General features: G+C 63.1%; 15 protein-coding genes. 8 read left to right on the top strand and 7 right to left on the bottom strand.

The window, feature by feature from the left end:
* The first annotated feature begins 48 nt into the window (after positions 1-48).
* Positions 49-1,344 carry a WS/DGAT domain-containing protein gene (locus O1W68_RS15990; RefSeq protein WP_269305107.1) on the top strand — a complete coding sequence of 432 codons (1,296 nt, stop codon included), beginning with the start codon at positions 49-51 and terminating at the stop codon, positions 1,342-1,344.
* Between the two features lie 60 nt (positions 1,345-1,404).
* Entirely contained in the window at positions 1,405-2,259 is an 855-nt protein-coding gene (locus O1W68_RS15985; protein ID WP_269305105.1) for a PE-PPE domain-containing protein, read from the top strand.
* Between the two features lie 8 nt (positions 2,260-2,267).
* Here O1W68_RS15985 and O1W68_RS15980 read toward each other — a convergent pair whose 3' ends face one another.
* Positions 2,268-2,630 carry a VOC family protein gene (locus O1W68_RS15980; RefSeq protein ID WP_269305103.1) on the bottom strand — a complete coding sequence of 121 codons (363 nt, stop codon included), beginning with the start codon at positions 2,628-2,630 and terminating at the stop codon, positions 2,268-2,270.
* 67 nt (positions 2,631-2,697) lie between these two features.
* Entirely contained in the window at positions 2,698-4,599 is a 1,902-nt protein-coding gene (locus O1W68_RS15975) for an alpha-amylase family protein (protein ID WP_269305102.1), read from the bottom strand.
* A gap of 78 nt (positions 4,600-4,677) precedes the next feature.
* Between O1W68_RS15975 and O1W68_RS15970 the strand changes: the two genes are divergently transcribed.
* A complete protein-coding gene (locus O1W68_RS15970) occupies positions 4,678-5,844 on the top strand; it encodes a winged helix DNA-binding domain-containing protein (RefSeq protein WP_269305101.1) in 1,167 nt (388 codons plus the stop codon).
* A gap of 173 nt (positions 5,845-6,017) precedes the next feature.
* Here the strand turns inward: O1W68_RS15970 and O1W68_RS15965 are convergent, their stop codons facing one another.
* From O1W68_RS15965 to O1W68_RS15950, 4 genes are all read right to left on the bottom strand, one after another.
* A complete protein-coding gene (locus tag O1W68_RS15965; protein ID WP_269305099.1) occupies positions 6,018-6,812 on the bottom strand; it encodes a hypothetical protein in 795 nt (264 codons plus the stop codon).
* 234 nt (positions 6,813-7,046) lie between these two features.
* Positions 7,047-8,126 carry a redox-regulated ATPase YchF gene (gene ychF / locus O1W68_RS15960; protein WP_084346062.1) on the bottom strand — a complete coding sequence of 360 codons (1,080 nt, stop codon included), beginning with the start codon at positions 8,124-8,126 and terminating at the stop codon, positions 7,047-7,049.
* Positions 8,127-8,138: 12 nt separating this feature from the next.
* A complete protein-coding gene (locus tag O1W68_RS15955; RefSeq protein ID WP_269305097.1) occupies positions 8,139-8,936 on the bottom strand; it encodes a TIGR03620 family F420-dependent LLM class oxidoreductase in 798 nt (265 codons plus the stop codon).
* Positions 8,937-8,993: 57 nt separating this feature from the next.
* A complete protein-coding gene (locus O1W68_RS15950; RefSeq protein ID WP_269305095.1) occupies positions 8,994-9,320 on the bottom strand; it encodes a CD225/dispanin family protein in 327 nt (108 codons plus the stop codon).
* A gap of 174 nt (positions 9,321-9,494) precedes the next feature.
* Between O1W68_RS15950 and O1W68_RS15945 the strand changes: the two genes are divergently transcribed.
* The 5 genes from O1W68_RS15945 to O1W68_RS15925 all read left to right on the top strand — a co-directional run bounded on the left by O1W68_RS15945 (position 9,495) and on the right by O1W68_RS15925 (position 15,261).
* Positions 9,495-11,780: a carbon starvation CstA family protein gene (locus tag O1W68_RS15945; protein ID WP_269305093.1), complete on the top strand. Its 2,286-nt coding sequence runs from the start codon at positions 9,495-9,497 to the stop codon at positions 11,778-11,780.
* A gap of 1 nt (position 11,781) precedes the next feature.
* Positions 11,782-11,952, top strand: a complete 171-nt coding sequence (locus tag O1W68_RS15940; RefSeq protein WP_269305090.1) for a YbdD/YjiX family protein — start codon at positions 11,782-11,784, stop codon at positions 11,950-11,952.
* 65 nt (positions 11,953-12,017) lie between these two features.
* Positions 12,018-13,463 carry an AlkA N-terminal domain-containing protein gene (locus O1W68_RS15935; RefSeq protein ID WP_269305089.1) on the top strand — a complete coding sequence of 482 codons (1,446 nt, stop codon included), beginning with the start codon at positions 12,018-12,020 and terminating at the stop codon, positions 13,461-13,463.
* Entirely contained in the window at positions 13,460-13,957 is a 498-nt protein-coding gene (locus O1W68_RS15930) for a methylated-DNA--[protein]-cysteine S-methyltransferase (RefSeq protein ID WP_269305087.1), read from the top strand. Before O1W68_RS15935 ends, O1W68_RS15930 begins: the two co-directional genes overlap by 4 nt.
* A 164-nt stretch (positions 13,958-14,121) precedes the next feature.
* On the top strand, positions 14,122-15,261 hold the full coding sequence (locus O1W68_RS15925) for an AI-2E family transporter (protein ID WP_269305383.1): 1,140 nt from the start codon (positions 14,122-14,124) through the stop codon (positions 15,259-15,261).
* Here O1W68_RS15925 and O1W68_RS15920 read toward each other — a convergent pair.
* Entirely contained in the window at positions 15,240-18,230 is a 2,991-nt protein-coding gene (locus tag O1W68_RS15920; RefSeq protein WP_269305086.1) for an AAA family ATPase, read from the bottom strand. The two genes, O1W68_RS15925 and O1W68_RS15920, sit on opposite strands and share 22 nt — an antisense overlap.

The raw sequence follows: 18,230 nt of genomic DNA, 5'->3' as shown, positions 1-18,230 counted from the left end.
TTAGAACGTGTTTCAGTTTCTCGCTGAGATTTCGACTATTCTGTGCAGATGTCCGGACGTTTACACCCGACCGACGCGCAGGCCTATTGGATGTCTTCGAAAATTCCGAACGACCAATTTCTGCTCTATTGCTTCGACGCGAGTACCGCTGCCGTCGACGTCGTGGATCAACTCGTGTCGAATGCCCGGCGCGTCCCCGAACTCGGTATCCGCTTCTCCGATGCCTTCGGTTATCCGCGGACCGTGCCGATGACCGTCGGACCGCAGCAGGTCATCACGCATACTCTGCCCGAGGGAACATGGACAGGATGCCTGCGAGCCGTCGCCGCGTTGTTCACCCGTCCCGTCGATTCACTCGAAACTCCTTGGCTACTACATCTTTTCGACTCTGTCTCCGCGGCACCACGGTGCACAGGGCCCGCACTCGTTGCAGTGCTACAGGTTTCACATGCCCTCGGTGACGGGCGTGTCGCCTCCGCACTCGCACGACGGCTGTTCGGCGAATCTGATTCGTCCGCCCCGCTGCACAACCCCCGCGGACGCTTCCGTCCCGTCCAGTTCATCACGCAATCGCGCCGCGCTCGAGAGCTCGAAAGGGCACTCGCAGCCGACACCACTGCGGGGTCGATACCCCCGCAGTCGCCCGGCAGGGAGAAGATCCGCGTCAACGTTGCGCCCGCGGGTGAGACAAGCATCCGAACCGTCGTCCGGGACCGTGCCGAGCTGTGCGGTCCTGGGATTACCGTCACAGTCGGCGCCATCACGGCAGTGTCCATCGCGCTGTCGAACTATCTGAGACGCTGCGGCGACCCTGTTCCGGAGTTGCTCGGCGCAGAGGTCACGCTGGGAAAGAGCGGGCCGCGACGAGCCCGCAATCACTTTCGTAATGCAGGTATCGATCTCTATCCGGGTATCGCCGACCCGCTCGAGCGAGCGAAGCACATTTCGGCAGCCCTCCGCGATCGTCGTGCGCGTGCCGATCATCCGGCCATGGCCGCACAGGCTCTCGCGTCCGAGATGGTGCCTGCAGTACTACTGAGATGGGGAATCCGTCAGTTCGACCCCACCGTCATACCCGATACGGTCACCGGCAATACCGTCGTGTCGAGTGTGAATCGCGGATCCGCCGATCTCACCTTGGGCGGCGGGCGCGTCCGATTCACCGCAGGCTTTCCGGCACTGTCCCCAGTCATGAGCCTCACCCACGGCGTTCATGGCATCGGCGACGTGGTGACCATCAGCGTCACCTCGAGCGCCTCGGCGGTGAACGACCCGGATGTCTACGCAGGACTCGTTCACGACGCGGTCGACGAGATGGCCGATCACCTCGGCCGACCTCTTTGACAGACTCTTCTCAGCATTGTGCGGGGGCTGGCCTCAGACTCCTCACGCATGCTGGTGAATATGACGCAGATGACGGTGCTCGCGGTCGGTGGCACCGGTGAGTCTCACCCGGACGACGACCGCACCGAGGTCTCCGGGCTGCTGAGCAGCGTCACCAGAGAATTGGATGAAAGATTCGACAGACGGTGGGTCGGCTACCCCGCGTCGTATGGGCCGGTGGCAGTCGGTGGCCTCAGCTTCTCGCACAGCACCGAGCTCGGTGTCCGACGTCTGATCTCGGCGATCCAGGTCACCACGGGACCGATTGCACTCATCGGCTATTCCCAGGGCTGTTCGGTCATCCGTGAAGTATTGGGCCTTCTTGCACGGGGCGAGGTGCACCTTCCTGGCGTCGCCGCCGCCGGGTTGATCTCCGATCCCCAACAACCTGCGGGCGCCGTGCCCGAATGCTCGGGACGTGGGGTTGCCGGGGACGGACCGACGCTTCCGGACTCGGTCGCGGTGATCTGGATCGGACAACCCGCGGACATGATCTGCAATGCAAGCGACGACAGCTACATTCGCGACATCGCCGACCTCACCCGATCGATGTCGTTTCGCACTCCGAAAGTGTGGCTACAGCAACTGTGGATACTGCTGCGTAGCAATGGCTTTCAAAATGCTGCCAAGACACACCTGTCGCCGAAGCAGTGGCGGAAAGACATACGACGCCTGCGCGTCGCCGCCACCGAACTCAGCGGATATCTGCCCAGGACATTGGTGTGGCGGAGGTGGCGCATATCCAATCCGTCCGGAGATCGCCACATCGCCTACGCGAGTGAGCCCCTCGATGCGAGCGGTCTGACCGGTTGCCAAATCCTGGCGCAGTGGCTGCAAGTGCAGGCAACGATGGGCACGGTGTCGCGAGCAGCGTGACTTTCAGGTCAACGCAGGCACAGACAGAAGAGATGACCGACGGGGTCCCGGAACACGGTGAAACTCGGCTGATCGAGTGGCCCGGTCACTTTCGTGGCGCCGAGCCCCACTACGTACTCCTCGGAGGCGGCCATGTCGTCGACGACCAGATCCAAGTGACTCTTGATCCCCTCCGACGGCCATTTCAGCGGAACGAAGTCTTCGGCCTGTTGAAACGCCAATCGGAGATTGCCCGGGCCTTGGAGAATTGTCCAATCCTTCTCCGACCGGACGATGTCCCACCCGAGCATCTCGCCGTAGAACGCGGCCAGGGCTGCGGTGTCGGGGCAGTCGAGGACGATGTAGTCCAAGTCGATCGCAGGTCGTGTCATAGGTGACAGCGTAATGAAAAGAATGTTTCCAGTGGCCGAAGGGCTGCGGTTCCGGTGATACCCGCAGTCAGATGATCCACCATGCGGCGTAGGGCGGCATCCATACCGAACCGAACTCGTCGGCCACCACATCGTGCTGCGCGAGGACTTCCCGAGGGTGTTCGACACCGAGATCGAGCACATGCGAATACGGAAACGGCCGATGCTCGGCGGTCATGTTGAACAGTGCGAGAAGGGTGCCACTGGGGTGGCGTCGACGGACCACCAAGAGGCCGTCGTCGAAGTCGGTCGGCAGGTCCACCGGCGCCTCTGCGTGCAACATCGGCAGACCTGCGCGGATTCTGGCGATACGTGCGATCCCGTCGAACACTCGCTGCTCGTCGGTGCCGGCTATCAGGCGTCGTGCACGGTCTTCGTCGGTGATGCGGGGACGGTGGACCCAGCGATTGTCGTCGCCGTGCCCGGGTTCGGCGGCCCACTCCGCGTCACCGGGGGATCCCAGCTCATCTCCGCTCCACACGACGGGGATGCCACCCCACACCGAGATGACGGCGTACGCGAGAAAGATGCGGGCGAACGCTCCGTCCGGATCCAGCCGCGACGGGCCGAGTCCACTCAATGCTGCTGCGGTGCCGCTGATTCGGCGGTCATCGGTCTCTTCGTTGTGCTGAAATACGAGTCCTTCGGCCCAGGAGCCATCGAATTCACCGCTGTACCACTCGGCGAGAAAGTGACGGTGCCCTGCGCCCGTCAACCCCAGCGCGGTGGCGTCGCCGTCGTCGATCGCCCAGCCGATGTCGTCGTGGCATCGGACGTACGTCACCCAGGTGCCGCTCGGCGGTGTCGGGGGCAGCGAGGCGAGGGCGTGCCGAGCCAGGGCTGTACTGCCGGTCGCCAGCATCGACCACACCTGCACCATCAGACTGTTGTGGTACGCGATGTCGGAGACCCGACCGGTGTGCGGGCCCAGACCCAGGTAGGGCATCAGATCTCGGGGCCCGACGATCGCTTCGGCCTTGAACAGCACGGACGGCGCAGCGAGCCGTGCCGTTGCCCGCAGGGCCTGGGTGATGGCGTGGACCTCGGGCTGATTCTGACAATTGGTTCCGAGTCGCTTCCACAGGAACGCGATCGCGTCCAACCGAAGAACTTCCACACCGAGGTTCGCAAGGTGCATGACGATGTCTGCAAACTCGAGCAACACATTCGGATTGGCCCAGTTCAAGTCCCATTGCCATTCGTTGAAAGTGGTCCACACCCACTCCCCCATGCGGTCGTCGAAGGTGAAGCTGCCCGGCGCGAAGTCGGGAAACACCTCGGGCAGCGTCCGTTCGAACGAATCCGGTGTACTTCGATCCGGGTAGATCAAGAAGTAGTCACGGAATCTCTGGTCGCCAGAACGCGCCTTCTCAGCCCATTCATGCTCGCGGGCAACATGATTGACGACGAGATCGACGACGAGGCTGATGTCGCGCTCACGTAGCGTTCTCGCGAGTGCGCTCAGGTCCTCGTTGGTTCCCAGGTCGGGGCGGACCAATCGGTAGTCGGTGACCGCATAGCCACCGTCGTTGTCGCCCGGCCGCGTAGCCAGTAGCGGCATCAGGTGCAGATACGTCACTCCCAGGTCGGTGAGATGATCGAGTCGCTGCCCGAGACCCGCCAAGGTGTCGCCGTACCGATCGACATAACAGGCGTAGCCGAACATATTCGGCCGTTGAAACCAGTCGGGCCGTAGAAGCCTGCGCTCGTCCAACCGGTGCAACTCCGCAGGGCGCTGCGCAAAGCCGGCAGCAGCAGCTTCCACCAGGCGCGACACTACGGCGTCGGGGTCCGGATAGATCGCGGTGACGGCGTCGTGCAGATCGGGCCACCACAGTTCGTACCTGAGCTGGAAAGTTTCTCGTCGATGAGCCGGGAGTCCCGCCAGGATCTGGCGCGTAGCTGCGGAGTGGGCCGGCGGGACAACCATGCATGCATCATGGCACGACGGCACTGTCGATGCCCTCCAGATCCGATGCCCTCGAGATCGGAGAGGCACACTGTCGGAGTGAAGATCACCGACGCCCAGCGCCGTGCCCACCTGGCCGCTCGCCACTTCGCGGACTCCCCCACCGCCGAGGACGTCGTCTCCTCACTGCTGGCCTTGCACGCTACCGACCCTGCGACGGTGTATCTGTCGGTGCTCGCCCGCGCCCGATCGCTGTCCATCGAAGATGTCCGCACCGCCATGTACGACCGCCGAAACCTTGTGCGGCTCATGGCAATGCGCCGCAGCCTGTTCGTAGTCGCACACGACGACGTCCCGATCATCCATGCGGCAGCAAGCGTCGGGGTGGCCCGAACGATGCGCGCGAGACTGATCAAAGAGGTATCGACGCTTCCGACCGAGCCCGTCATCGAGGATGTGCCGGGTTGGCTCGATGCCGTCGAGAAACAGGCAGAGGACGCGTTGAGGGCCGCCGGCTCGGCGACGGGTGCGGAGTTGTCGGCTGCGGCGCCGCTACTGAGAACCGCTCTACTTCCCACGACCGACAAGGCGTACGACGTCAAGCGTTATGTGACTTCGCAGGTGTTGTCGATGATGGCCGCCGAAGGACGCATGGTGCGCGTCGAACCCCGCGGCGCATGGACATCACGCAGGCACTCGTGGGCACCGATCGATCAGTGGTGGCCCGAAGGAATTCCCCACCTCGACGAGGCCGAGAGCCGCCGCGAGCTTGCACGACGCTGGCTCGACGTGTTCGCACCAGCAACGCTCGACGATGTTCAGTGGTGGACCGGGTGGAACAAAACTCAGACGCGAGCCGCAGTTGCCGGCCTCGACACCGTCGAAGTAGAACTCGACGCCGGCGACGGGATCATGCTGGCCGACACCGTCATGCAGAAGGGCGGGACCGGTGTGATGCTGCTTCCCGCGCTCGATCCCACACCGATGGGGTGGAAGCACCGCAACTGGTACCTCGGCGAACACAAAGCTCCACTGTTCGACTCGTACGGCAACATCGGTCCGACGATCTGGTCGGATGGCCGCATCGTCGGTGGCTGGGCCGTCACGCCCGCCGGTGAGGTCGTGACCGAACTGTTCGAGGAGGTCGGTTCGGGAGTCGAGGCAATTGCCGCGGAGGCAGGAAGGATCACCGACCTGCTCGACGAGAGCGCGGTTGTCCCGAGTTTCCCGACCCCGCTGGAGAAGCGGCTTCGGGGTAAGAAGTAGCGGTCAGCTCTGAAGTTGTGACGGCAGCACCACAGTTACGTCCGATTTCCTGGAGTCTCACCTCTGATTGCAGTCGTCTTCTGGCGTTCTGAGTGCACTCTTGGGGTCGCGTTGACCGTCCTTGCGATCGGCCAGTCTCGTGCACGTGCCCGCGATCGCAGCCGGCAATAGAGTCACAGGCCGACCGCGCCGAGCAGGGCTTCTCCTGGATCGACGACCGCAACGACGGCCGCGACGAACAGCAGCGCCATCGCAATGGTCATCACAGCACCGAGCGATCCGAGGGCCACGAACATCCGACGGTGGGCACCGTTTGTCGTGTCCGACGATCTGTAGCGTCGGAAGGCGATGACGGTTCCGGTAGCGACTACAGCGATCACCACGGCGGTAGCGACAATCACCGCCCAGTAGTAGTGCTCGACCTGTGTGAGCAGCTCGAGCAGTGGCAGCCTGGAGTTTCCGCTCTGCACACCGTTCTCGATCAGAGACTGCGCTGTCTGCCCGTCCGCGTTGTCAGCGGAGAGCATCGGAAGCAGCGCGACTACGGGTGCGACCGTCGACTGGATGTTGAGCACAGCCAGAAACACCGAAAACAATGACAGCACAGTCGTAGTGGCCGCCGCGACCACGCAACCTTTGCCGGCCGTCAGAGATCGCCGCCACAGAGTCGCCGCGAGCAGACCCAGAACTGCGGTCAGCAGCACCGAGATGACGATCTTGATCGCGTGCCACTCGAACCAGTAGTCCACCATCTCCGCCAAGCCGGGAGGATAGGTGCGGACTCCGCTACCCCAGTAGTCGACCAAGCCGCGGCCGAGCAGTTCACTCATGACGGATTGATCCTGGAACTGCGGATAGCGTCCGCGTAACAACGCGGACGGGCCCAGAACGAACGCGGGCACCAATGCCGCTCCGGCGCATGACAACGCAAAGATCGACCAGCGGCTTCGGTTGATGGACCTACTCATTGACGACTCCCTTCCGGGAGAGAGCCAATCAGCAGGTACTCCACTGCACATCCATCTGCAGTACTACATCTGACGAACGAGGTACTACCTCAGTATTCGATGCTCGATCGCTGGCTGCGCCGGACTCCGGCAGTCGTCGCCGCGGCCCTGGCATACCTCTAGCTTTGCGAGTACCACCAGAGGCTATTTCAGTCCAGGCCCCAACGACGCCAGTGTCACCGCGCGCGCTGATGCCTACACGTTGAAGCGGAACTCCACTACATCCCCGTCGACCATGACGTATTCCTTGCCTTCGATCCGGACTTTGCCTGCAGCTTTGGCTGCGGCCATGGATCCGGCCTCGATGAGGTCGTCGAAGCTGACGACCTCGGCCTTGATGAACCCGCGCTCGAAGTCGGTGTGGATGACTCCTGCAGCCTGAGGCGCGGTGGCACCCTTGTTGATCGTCCACGCGCGGGCCTCTTTCGGCCCTGCGGTCAGGTAGGTCTGCAACCCGAGGGTGTGGAAGCCGGCGCGAGCCAGGGCGTCGAGACCCGGTTCTGTCTGGCCGACGGATTCGAGCAGTTCCGCGGCAGATTCGGCGTCGAGTTCGAGCAGTTCGGACTCGATTTTCGCGTCGAGGAACACGGCGTCTGCGGGTGCGACGAGGCGGGCGAGTTCGCCGACCTTCGCGTCGTCGGTGAGCACACTCTCGTCGGCGTTGAAGACGTAGAGGAACGGCTTGGTGGTGAGGAGCTGGAATTCCTTGAGCAGCTCGAAGTCCAGCTTGTCCTTCTGCGAGAACAATGTCTTGCCCTCGTTGAGCACTGCCTGGGCGGCAATGGCGGCATCGAGCGCAGGCTTGCGATCCTTCTTGATCCGCGCTTCCTTCTCCACGCGCGGGATTGCCTTCTCCAAGGTCTGCAGGTCGGCGATGGCCAGTTCGGTTTCGATGACCTCGATGTCGGCGGACGGATCGACACGGCCGTCGACGTGCACCACGTCGTCGTCAGCGAAGACGCGGACGACCTGGCAGATGGCGTCGGCTTCGCGGATGTTCGCGAGGAATTTGTTACCGAGTCCGGCACCCTCGGAGGCACCCTTGACGATCCCTGCGATGTCGACGAACGACACCAGCGCGGGCACCAGCTTCTCCGAACCGAAGACCTCGGCGAGCTTGCCCAGCCGCGGGTCAGGCAGCGCAACGACGCCGACATTGGGCTCGATGGTCGCGAACGGGTAGTTCGCGGCCAGCACATCGTTGTTGGTCAGCGCATTGAACAGGGTGGACTTGCCGACGTTGGGCAGTCCGACGATTCCGAGGGTGAGGCTCACGGTCTATGGAGTCTACTTTGGATGCATCACCAGCCCCGACAGTGCCCGGCCAGCAGCGACGGCCGGAGAGCCCAACGGGGCCAAGACGACATGGTCGGCCCCCGCCCGCAGGTGTGCATCGACGCGTTCAGCGATGTCCTCGACGGTCCCCCACGCGACCACGGCATCGACCAGCTTGTCGCTGAGCTGATCGACATCGTCGCTGGTGAAGCCCATACGAAGAAAGTTCTGGCGGTAGCCATCCACGGTCGCCAGAAAAGACAACGGCTCCCGGGCGATCGTGCGGGCACGCCCGGGATCCTTCTCCAGCACGACGAATTGGTCGACCACCAACGTTCGATCCGGCCCGAGGAGTGCCCGCGCTGTCTCTGTGTACTCCGAGGTCACCAACAAGGCCACCGCACCGGCCGCTCGACGTCGAGCCATCTCCAGCTTCTTGGGACCGAGCGCTGCGAGAATTACTCGATCTGAGGGGACGTCGAGTTCGTCGAGGTATGCACTCAATCCTGCAAGAGGACGGGCTGCCTGTGGACCACCCAGCCCGAGAACGAATCGCCCCGAGTCCTCGAGTTCGTTGTACAGCTGAGCCGTAGCCGACGCGCTGAAGCGGTCGACCGGGACGATGCCGGGCACGACTTTCACCGACTCGGTCGCGTGCACGAGATCGGCGAGACGGTCGAGCCGGTCGATTTGGCCACCGGGCAACCACAGGGCGCTGTAACCGAGCGACTCCAACTCACGAGCACCTTCGAGATACGAGGGAGAGACCCCGATGGAGAAACCGATCCTGCCGAGTCCGAGTGTGTCCATGCGAGCGATACTAAAACGCTTCGCGCCCAACAAGAGCCGTCAGACCCCTGACAACCGCTAGCTGTTGGCGACGATCAGCGCGATGAACAGGATGTACAGCAGGAAGAAGCCGAAAAAGAGCCCGAGTGACAGCTTGCCGAAGAAACCGGCGCGCTTCGAGGAGTACTCCGCGCCCTGAATGTCCCCGATCAACCACAGGGGATGAACCTTCAATGCATGGTTGAACGCCGAGATCGCCAGCGGCCAGAAGAAGATGACAGCAACCACTGCCCAACCCGCATTGGACGGCGGCATCAGTGGTGGCTGCGCGTAGGGCTGTGAATAGGGCTGCGCGGTCGGATATGGCTGCTGTTGGTACTGGGGCTGCTCGTACGGACCTGACATTGTGAAATCCCCCGATGATCGATGAAGGACAAACAATACGACGAAGTCGGTGCCGGTACCGCTCGGCGCACATTGACGACCTTCGGGCCCATGGCAATCACAGAAATCCCCGACGCGTGCCATCCGCGCACATAGGGTGATCACAGTCACATCCGCGATGCATGGAGTCGTCACATGACACTGAAGCCGCCCGGTAATCCACACGTCGAGTTGTTGAAAACGGATCCAGATCTCCCCCCGGTGGGCGTTGTGGACACTAGTCCGATGACGACGACGAAGCGACTGATGTTCGTCGTGATCGGCCTGCTCGGCGGCCTCGCGTGGGTCGTCGTCGCAATTATTCGCGGCGAGAACATCAACGCCGTGTGGTTCGTGATTGCCGCCGTGTGCACCTACGTCATCGCTTTTCGTTTCTACGCACGCTTGATCGAGAACAAGATCATCCATCCGCGAGACGATCGGGCAACCCCTGCGGAGATTCTCGAAAACGGTAAGGACTACATGCCGACGGACCGTCGGGTGTTGTTCGGTCACCACTTCGCTGCGATTGCAGGTGCGGGACCCCTCGTCGGCCCAGTTCTCGCTGCCCAGATGGGTTATCTACCCGGCACGATGTGGATCATCATCGGAGTCGTGTTCGCTGGAGCCGTCCAGGACTTCCTCGTCCTGTGGATCTCGACGCGTCGTCGCGGACGAAGCCTCGGCCAGATGGCTCGCGACGAGCTCGGTGTCGTCGGCGGAATCGCCGCTCTGATCGGCGTTTTCGTCATCATGATCATCATCATTGCGGTACTTGCGCTCGTCGTTGTCAACGCGTTGGCCGAGAGCCCGTGGGGCGTGTTCTCCATCGCGCTGACCATTCCTATCGCGCTCTTCATGGGCGTCTACCTGCGATTTCTCCGGCCGGGCAAGGTGTCCGAGGTCTCGCTCATCGGCGTCGTACTCCTACTGCTCGCGATCATCTCAGGCGGCTGGGTCGCCGAAACCGGCTGGGGCACCGACTGGTTCACACTCTCCAAGGTCACTGTCGCCTGGCTTCTCATCGGCTACGGTCTCGCCGCATCGATCCTGCCGGTGTGGTTGCTCCTCGCCCCACGTGACTACCTGTCGACCTTCATGAAAGTGGGCACCATCGCCCTACTGGCGATCGGTATCCTCATCGCCCGCCCGGAGATTCAGATGCCGGCCATGACGTCGTTCGCGACCGAAGGCAACGGCCCGGCGTTCTCGGGCTCACTCTTCCCGTTCCTGTTCATCACCATTGCGTGCGGTGCTCTCTCCGGCTTCCACGCACTGATCTGTTCTGGCACGACTCCGAAGCTGCTGGAGAAAGAAAAGCAGATGCGGATGATCGGTTACGGCGGCATGCTCACCGAATCGTTCGTCGCGATCATGGCCCTCGTCACCGCGTGCATCCTCGACCAGCATTTGTACTTCGCCCTCAATGCGCCAGAAGCACTCACCGGCGGAACAGCGGAAAGTGCGGCCACCTATGTGAACGGTCTCGGGCTCGGTGGTGCCGACATCACACCCGATCAATTCACCCAGGCCGCAACAGCCGTCGGCGAGGAATCGATCATCTCGCGCACCGGTGGCGCACCCACCCTCGCGTTTGGAATGTCCGAGGTCCTGCACCAAGTCTTCGGTGGCGAAAGCCTCAAATCGTTCTGGTACCACTTCGCCATCATGTTCGAGGCACTTTTCATCCTCACCACCGTCGATGCCGGAACCCGCGTGGCACGATTCATGCTCTCCGACAGCATCGGCAACCTTCCCGGCGCGTCGGCGAAGAAGTTCAAGGACCCGTCGTGGCGTCCCGGCGCGTGGCTGTGCTCGTTCGTCGTTGTTGCGGCGTGGGGTGCAATCCTGCTCATGGGTGTCACCGATCCACTCGGCGGCATCAATACGCTGTTCCCATTGTTCGGTATCGCCAACCAGCTCCTTGCCGCGATCGCACTCACCGTCGTGATGACCATCGTCGTCAAGCGCGGATACTACAAATGGGCGTGGATTCCGGGCGTTCCGTTGATCTGGGATCTCATCGTCACGATGACCGCGTCGTACCAAAAGATCTTCTCCGACATCCCGGCCATCGGCTACTGGAAGCAACACAGCATCTTCGTAGACGCGAAGGCTCAGGGGCTGACCGAGTTCCAGAGCGCGAAGACGACCGAGGCGATCGACGCCGTCATCCGCAACACCTTCATCCAGGGCACCCTGTCGATCATCTTTGCGGTGTTGGTCCTCATCGTTGCCGTGGCCGGCCTCATGGTGTGTATCAAAGCCGTTCGGGCAGGCGGGCTCCCGAACAACGAGGACCCCGAGGTCCCGTCGAGAATATTTGCGCCCGCTGGTTTCATCCCCACAGCCTCGGAGAAGGCGATCCAAAAGGATTGGGACACACTGATCGCCGAGGGCACCGTCCGAGCGCCCGGCGCCGCACACGCCGGACACCACTGATATGCGCGGCCTGCTGTGGTGGATCACCTCGGTGATGGGAGACAAGGACTACGAGCGCTACCTCGCCCACATGAACCGAGTGCACCCGAACGAGCCGGTCCTGTCCGAGGGCCAGTACTGGCGGGAGCGTTACGCCGAGGCCGATGCACACCCCGGGGCCCGCTGCTGTTGACGCTCCGCACACCGATGGCTGATTTCCGCTAGCGCCGCGCGTCCACCGGTGACACAGTGGATCGCATGGAGTTGGACTTCGAGCGGTGCTATCGGGCCGTATCTGCACGTGATACCCGCTTCGACGGGCAGTTCTTCACGGCAGTCCGCACGACGGGCATCTACTGCCGCCCGTCGTGCCCGGCAGTCACGCCCAAGGCGAAGAATGTCCAGTTCGTTCCGACGGCCGCGGCAGCGCAACAGGCCGGGTTCCGAGCCTGCCGACGCTGCCAACCCGATGCCACCCCTGGTTCACCACAGTGGAATACCAACTCGGACTTGACCTCCCGCGCGATGCGCCTCATTTCCGACGGCGTGGTAGAGCGTGGCGGCGTGGACTCATTGGCTGATTCACTCGGGTACTCCACCCGTCAGCTGACGCGGGTTCTCAGCGCCGAGATCGGAGCCGGACCGTTGGCATTGGCGCGCGCGCATCGAGCGCACACGGCTCGGACGTTGATTCAGACCACTACCATGTCGATGACAGACATCGCCTACGCGGCCGGGTTCTCCAGCGTTCGCCAGTTCAACGACACGGTCCGTGACGTGTTCGCGGTGAACCCCACCACGTTGCGCGCCGAAGCCACCCGAACGAAAACCCTGTCCAGCAACGGGACCGTCACACTTCGACTCCCCTACCGCCAACCCTTGGACCGGACCTGGCTCGAATGGTTCCTTCGGGGCCACGCCGTGCCAGGTGTGGAGTCCTTCGACGATCGAACCTACCGTCGATCCCTTCGCCTCCCACACGGACATGGCGTCGTCGGGCTTCGAATCGAGGACGGTTACGTCGACACGACGTTGAGCCTGCACGATATGCGCGACTTGGCCCCCGCCGTGGCCCGTGTCCGACGCCTGCTCGATCTGGATGCGGACCCGGAGGCCGTGGACGCTGCACTATCCGCGGATCCGGCTCTGGCACCCAATGTTGCGGCGCACCCGGGCATACGCGTCCTCGGAAATGTCGACGGCACAGAGTTGCTGTTACGGACCATGATCGGCCAACAGATTTCCCTCGGTGCAGCTGCCACGCACACCGCACGCCTGGTCGAGGCGCTCGGCAACCGGATCGAGGACCCCACAGGCGGCACCATCACCCGACTGTTCCCCGACGCGTCCGCCGTCGCCGAGCACGGACACGAGGTACTCACCGGCCCCAAGGCGCGAGTCGGCGCGATCATCGGGGTGGCCGACGCGATCGCGTCGGGCAAGATCGAACTGCACGTCGCGCGATCGGCCGAAGACCTCGAACGAGACCTGCTGGCACTCAAAGGTATCGGCCCGTGGACCGCCCGATATGTGGTGATGCGATTGCTGGCCGACCCAGACGTGCTGCTCGACACCGACCTCGTCGTCCGTCAGGGCGCCGAAGCGCTCGGCATCCCCCTCACCGATACGAACCGATGGGCGCCGTGGCGCTCGTACGTCTCGATGCACCTGTGGAACATCGCGCTCGAAAGAAGAGGACTATGACTGCAACTGCCGCCACGACCGACACCCCGATCGGACCGTTCACCGCCATAGTCGACACCGAAGGCTGCGTGCTGGCGTCGGGATGGACTGCAACTACCGAAGACCTCCAACCGCTGATTCATAAGTCGTTGCGGCCCAACGACATCCGGATGGTATCGAACCTCGGCAGCATTACCGTGGCAATCCAGGACTACCACCGCGGCGAGCTCACGGCCATCGACGACATACCCGTCGCACAACAATCCGGCGAGTTTCTGATGCATGCGTGGAAAGTACTTCGGACCGTTCCCGCCGGATCGCCGGTGACGTACTCGGAGTTCGCGGACATGGCCGGCCGTCCGGCCGCCATCCGCGGCGCGGCATCGGCCTGCGCGCGCAACGCAGCGGCATTGTTCGTTCCGTGTCACCGAGTCTTTCGCATCGGTGGCGCACTCGGCGGTTTCAGATGGGGATTGCCTGCGAAGACCTGGCTACTGGCGCACGAGGCAGCCTGAGGATTGAGCGCGTCGACAGTTGGGTAGTACAGGCAATCGAGACGTTAGAGTCACTCGGGTACCCGAGTCCGAAGCCACCGAAAAGGACAACCGACGTGACGGAACAGACAGTGCCCAACGGTAAGCCTGGGCGCGATCGTGGCGACCTCATCGGCGTCGGCGGAATGTGGCTGGCAAAGTGGTCGCTGATCCTCGTATCGGTAGCCGCCGGGGCCTGGGTACTCGGCTGGATCATCTCGGCGCTATGGGTAGTCATCCTGCCTTCGCTGCTAGCGATCATCGTGGCGACAGTCCTGTGGCCGCCGACCAAGTGGCTCATGCGCGTCGGAATACCGCCGGCCCTCTCGGCCGCGACTTCGCTCATCGTGTTCTTCCTCGTCATCGGCGGCGTCATCACATTGATCGTTCCGTCCGTTGTCGACTCGGCTCCCGAACTCGTGGACAAAGCGACCCAGGGCGTGTCCCAGGTCCAGAATTGGCTCAAGGGCCCGCCGATCAATCTGCAGGACGAGCAGATCGACAATGCCGTCTCGGCCATCACCTCCCGTCTGCAGGAAAGCGGAACCGCAATTGCCTCGGGCGTTTTCAGTGGCGTCACGGCCGCGAGCTCGATTCTCATCACCTTGGCGCTTGTCCTCGTACTGACGTTCTTCTTCGTCAAGGACGGGCCCAAATTCACTCCGTGGCTGCACGGCTTCGCCGGTGGTCGTGCAGGAAGACACCTCGCCGAGATCCTGGCACGAATGTGGGCGACGCTCGGCGGGTTCATCCGAACCCAGGCCGTCGTCAGCTTCATCGATGCATTTTTCATCGGACTCGGATTGATCATTCTCAATGTGCCGCTGGCACTCGTCCTGGCCACGATCACTTTTCTCGGCGGATTCATCCCTATCGTCGGCGCGTTCGTTGCGGGCGCCTTGGCCGTATTGGTTGCACTCGTCGCCAACGGACCGACGACCGCGCTGATCGTGTTGGGCATCATCCTCGCTGTTCAGCAGCTCGAAGGAAACGTGCTGCAGCCAGTTCTGCAAAGCCGGAGCATGAATCTGCATCCCGCGATCGTGCTGTTGGCCGTCACCGGCGGTGGATCGGTGTTCGGAATTGTCGGCGCCTTCCTCGCTGTGCCTGCCGCTGCCGTAGCCGCAGTGCTGATTCGCTACGTCTCCGAACAAGCCGACGCACGCTCCAACGAGGCCAGCCAGGCAGAACTCGAAGAGTCGGCGCCGGATCCGGACGAACTACTGACCGACGAGAAAGACGAAGACGAGGACGAAAAGTCAGCTCAGGACGCCGAAAAGAGCTGAAGCCTCGACCCGTCCCGTTCACGAATGACGTGGAGCCGGCTCGGTATTCGTTGACGCATCTCATCGACGTGGGAGACGATTCCCACCACACGCCCGCCGGCCCTGAGTTCGTCCAAAACCCCCATGACCGATTCCAAGGTGTCGGCGTCCAGCGTGCCGAAGCCTTCGTCGATGAACATCGTGTCGAGGACGACTCCGCCGGATTCTGCGGCCACGACGTCCGCCAGCCCGAGAGCAAGCGCCAACGACGCCAGGAACGACTCTCCTCCCGACAGCGTCTTCGCCGAACGGACGACTCCGGTGTAGTCGTCGCGGATGTCGAGGCCCAATCCGCCACGCCTCCCGCGAGATTCAGCCTCGTCGGAATGAACGAACTCGTATCGTCCCGCTGACATACGCTGCAACCTCGCCGACGCCGACTCGGCGACGTCCTCGAGGCGCGAGGCTAATACATACGATCGGAGTGACATCTTTCGAGCATTCTGTCCTCGACCTGCAACGACGTCGGTCAGTGCAGCCAACTGGTCGTGTTTGGCCTGCATCGGTGCCGAGTGGTCGACTGCGGCCCACAACTGTGCGGTCAGTTCTTCCACTTGTTCGAATCGTCGCTTGCATTCGGCCTGGCGCGCTACGGCACCATCGAGTTCGACGGCAGCAGTGTCGGCAGCCTCCTGCCAGGGTGCCGTCTCCACCTGTTCGGTGTCGGTGTCTTCGATGGCTGCGATCGCAGGTTCGGCAAGAACCTGCTCGGCATGAGCGCGAATGTCATGTGCTGCAGCGAGTTGCTTCTCGATGCTCCGGACTCGCTCGGCGGGGATCACCACGGCCGCTGCATCCTCGGCGGACTCGAAGCCGGATTCCGACACCTGCGCTGCCAGTCGCTCGGCGATCGCCCCACTGATGTCGGCCGCGCGAGCGGCAGCGACCCTCTTGTGTTGAAGATCGGTGGCGAGTGCGATCAGCTTCTCGAGGCGCGCCACACGCTGATCGAGTGTCTCCTCACCGTCGACGGTGGCGGCGACACGTGCGCGCATCCCCTCGACGGAACTCCGAACCTGGGCCGCCCGTGCTGCGAGACCCGCTGAAGTGGATCGATGCTCGGCAATGACGGACGCAAGCCGGTGATCCTCCGACCGGAGGCGAGCCAACTCCGCCCGAAGGTTGTCGAGTGAAGCCGCAGCTGTCTTTGCCTCCGTCAACCGAGTAGTGACCTCGTCGAGGGCCACCACCAGTTCATCGATACCGCGGCCACCGGAACGAGCAATGAGTGCATCGAGCACCCGGACCAGCTCGGCCGCTTCCGCAGTCCGAAGATCCTCGGCAGCGGCCGCTCTACGCTCGGCACTGCTCGCCTCGGCTTCGTCTGCCTTCGTGACCGTCGAGTCGGCGGCCGACGCAGGCTCCGGGTGAGACCGTGATCCGCAGACTCCGCACGGGCCGCCGTCGACAAGCTCGGTTGCCAACTCCGCGGCCATTCCGGTGAGACGTCGTTCTCTCAGATCGAGTAGATGTTCCCGAGCATCGTTGTGCACCGTACGTGCCGCTTCGCGAGCCGACTCGGCCGCAGCGAGCGCGGTTCGTGTCTTCGTGAGTTCGATTGCCGCCTTGACTGCATCGGAGACAGCGGCAGATTCGGACTCGAGCGCAGGCACATTCGCAGCAGTGTGCACAGCGTTGGTCACCGCGAGTTCTGCTGCGGCGATCGCCGCAGGCAACTGTTCTCTGAGGACGAGTGCTGCTTCGACAGCCTTCTCGACGGCAAGGCACTCGGAGGTCAGCTCGCGAGCAACGGCCTCCTCCGCATCGGCGCGAATAGCCAACTTCCGCATCTCCTGGAGGCCGACCACCGCCGTCGTCCACTCGCGCACAGCGTTGGCGACGACCGTACGACCGTCGTCCGTATCCGAGGACGACGAGGCAAGGACCATCTCGGATCCATCGACCATCGCCAACAAGCCACGCGCCGACTTTGCGTCACGCACAGCGAGGTCGTAGGTCCGTGTTGTCTTCGCATACTCGGCGGCGAGTGTCGCGATGGGGCCGGCAGCGGAGGACCGTTCGACTTCTCGGCAAATCAGATCACGTTCGGGGGCCGCCCGGTGGAACTCGGCCAACTGTTTCCGCGCGGAGTCTCGGCGTTGCCGCAACACGAGGAGAGTTTTGTGGCGATCGAGTGCCGCGGCAGCGGTGTCGGCCTTGCCTCGTGCAGTTGCGAGTGCTGTCGACGCGGCCGCATGCGCACCGCGAGCACGCCCCAGAACATCGGTGGCCCACTCCATCGGTTCGCGGTCGAGTTCTTCGTCCTCACCCGAGGCCGTGGCGATCCGACCGAGCAACTTGTCGATTGCAATGCGTGACGACTCCAGCAACGCAGCACTGGAACGTCTTTCGTTTGCAAACCACTGTTCCACATCGCCGAACCTGCTGGTGTCGAACAACCTCTCGAGTAGATTGCCGCGCTCTTCACTGTCCGCACGCAGGAACCTAGCGAACTCACCCTGAGGCAAGAGGACGACCTGAAAGAACTGGTCTGCGCTCATCCCGAGTGCGGCGCCTACTGCCTCACCGATCTCGTCGAGTCGGGTCAAGTTCTGCCCGTCACCGTCGAGCCACGTCAGGCTGGCCTTGGCGTTTTCCTTGGTGATGCCGGTCCTCCCGCCCTTCTTGGGCCGCATGTACTCGGGAGAGCGAACGATCCGGACGCGTCTACCACCGAGGGTGGCTTCGAGCACCACCCTGGGCACCGCACCGGGCGCCGCATGGTCGGACAGCAGACGCTTGCCTTCTCTGCGCGCACCCGGAACCGTCCCGTACAGGGCGAAGGCGACGGCGTCGAGAACAGTGGTCTTGCCCGCACCGGTCTGACCGTGGAGCAGAAACAGTCCGTCGGCACCGAGGGCGTCGAAGTCGACGGATTCGGTTCGAGCGAAAGGACCGAATGCAGTGATCTCGAGTCGATGCAGTCTCAT

Origin of the sequence: Rhodococcus sp. H36-A4 (genome assembly GCF_027158005.1) — a bacterium.
Taxonomy (GTDB): domain Bacteria; phylum Actinomycetota; class Actinomycetes; order Mycobacteriales; family Mycobacteriaceae; genus Rhodococcoides.
The sequence above is the reverse complement of the archived record's forward strand: the minus strand, read 5'-3'. Positions and strand labels throughout refer to the sequence as shown.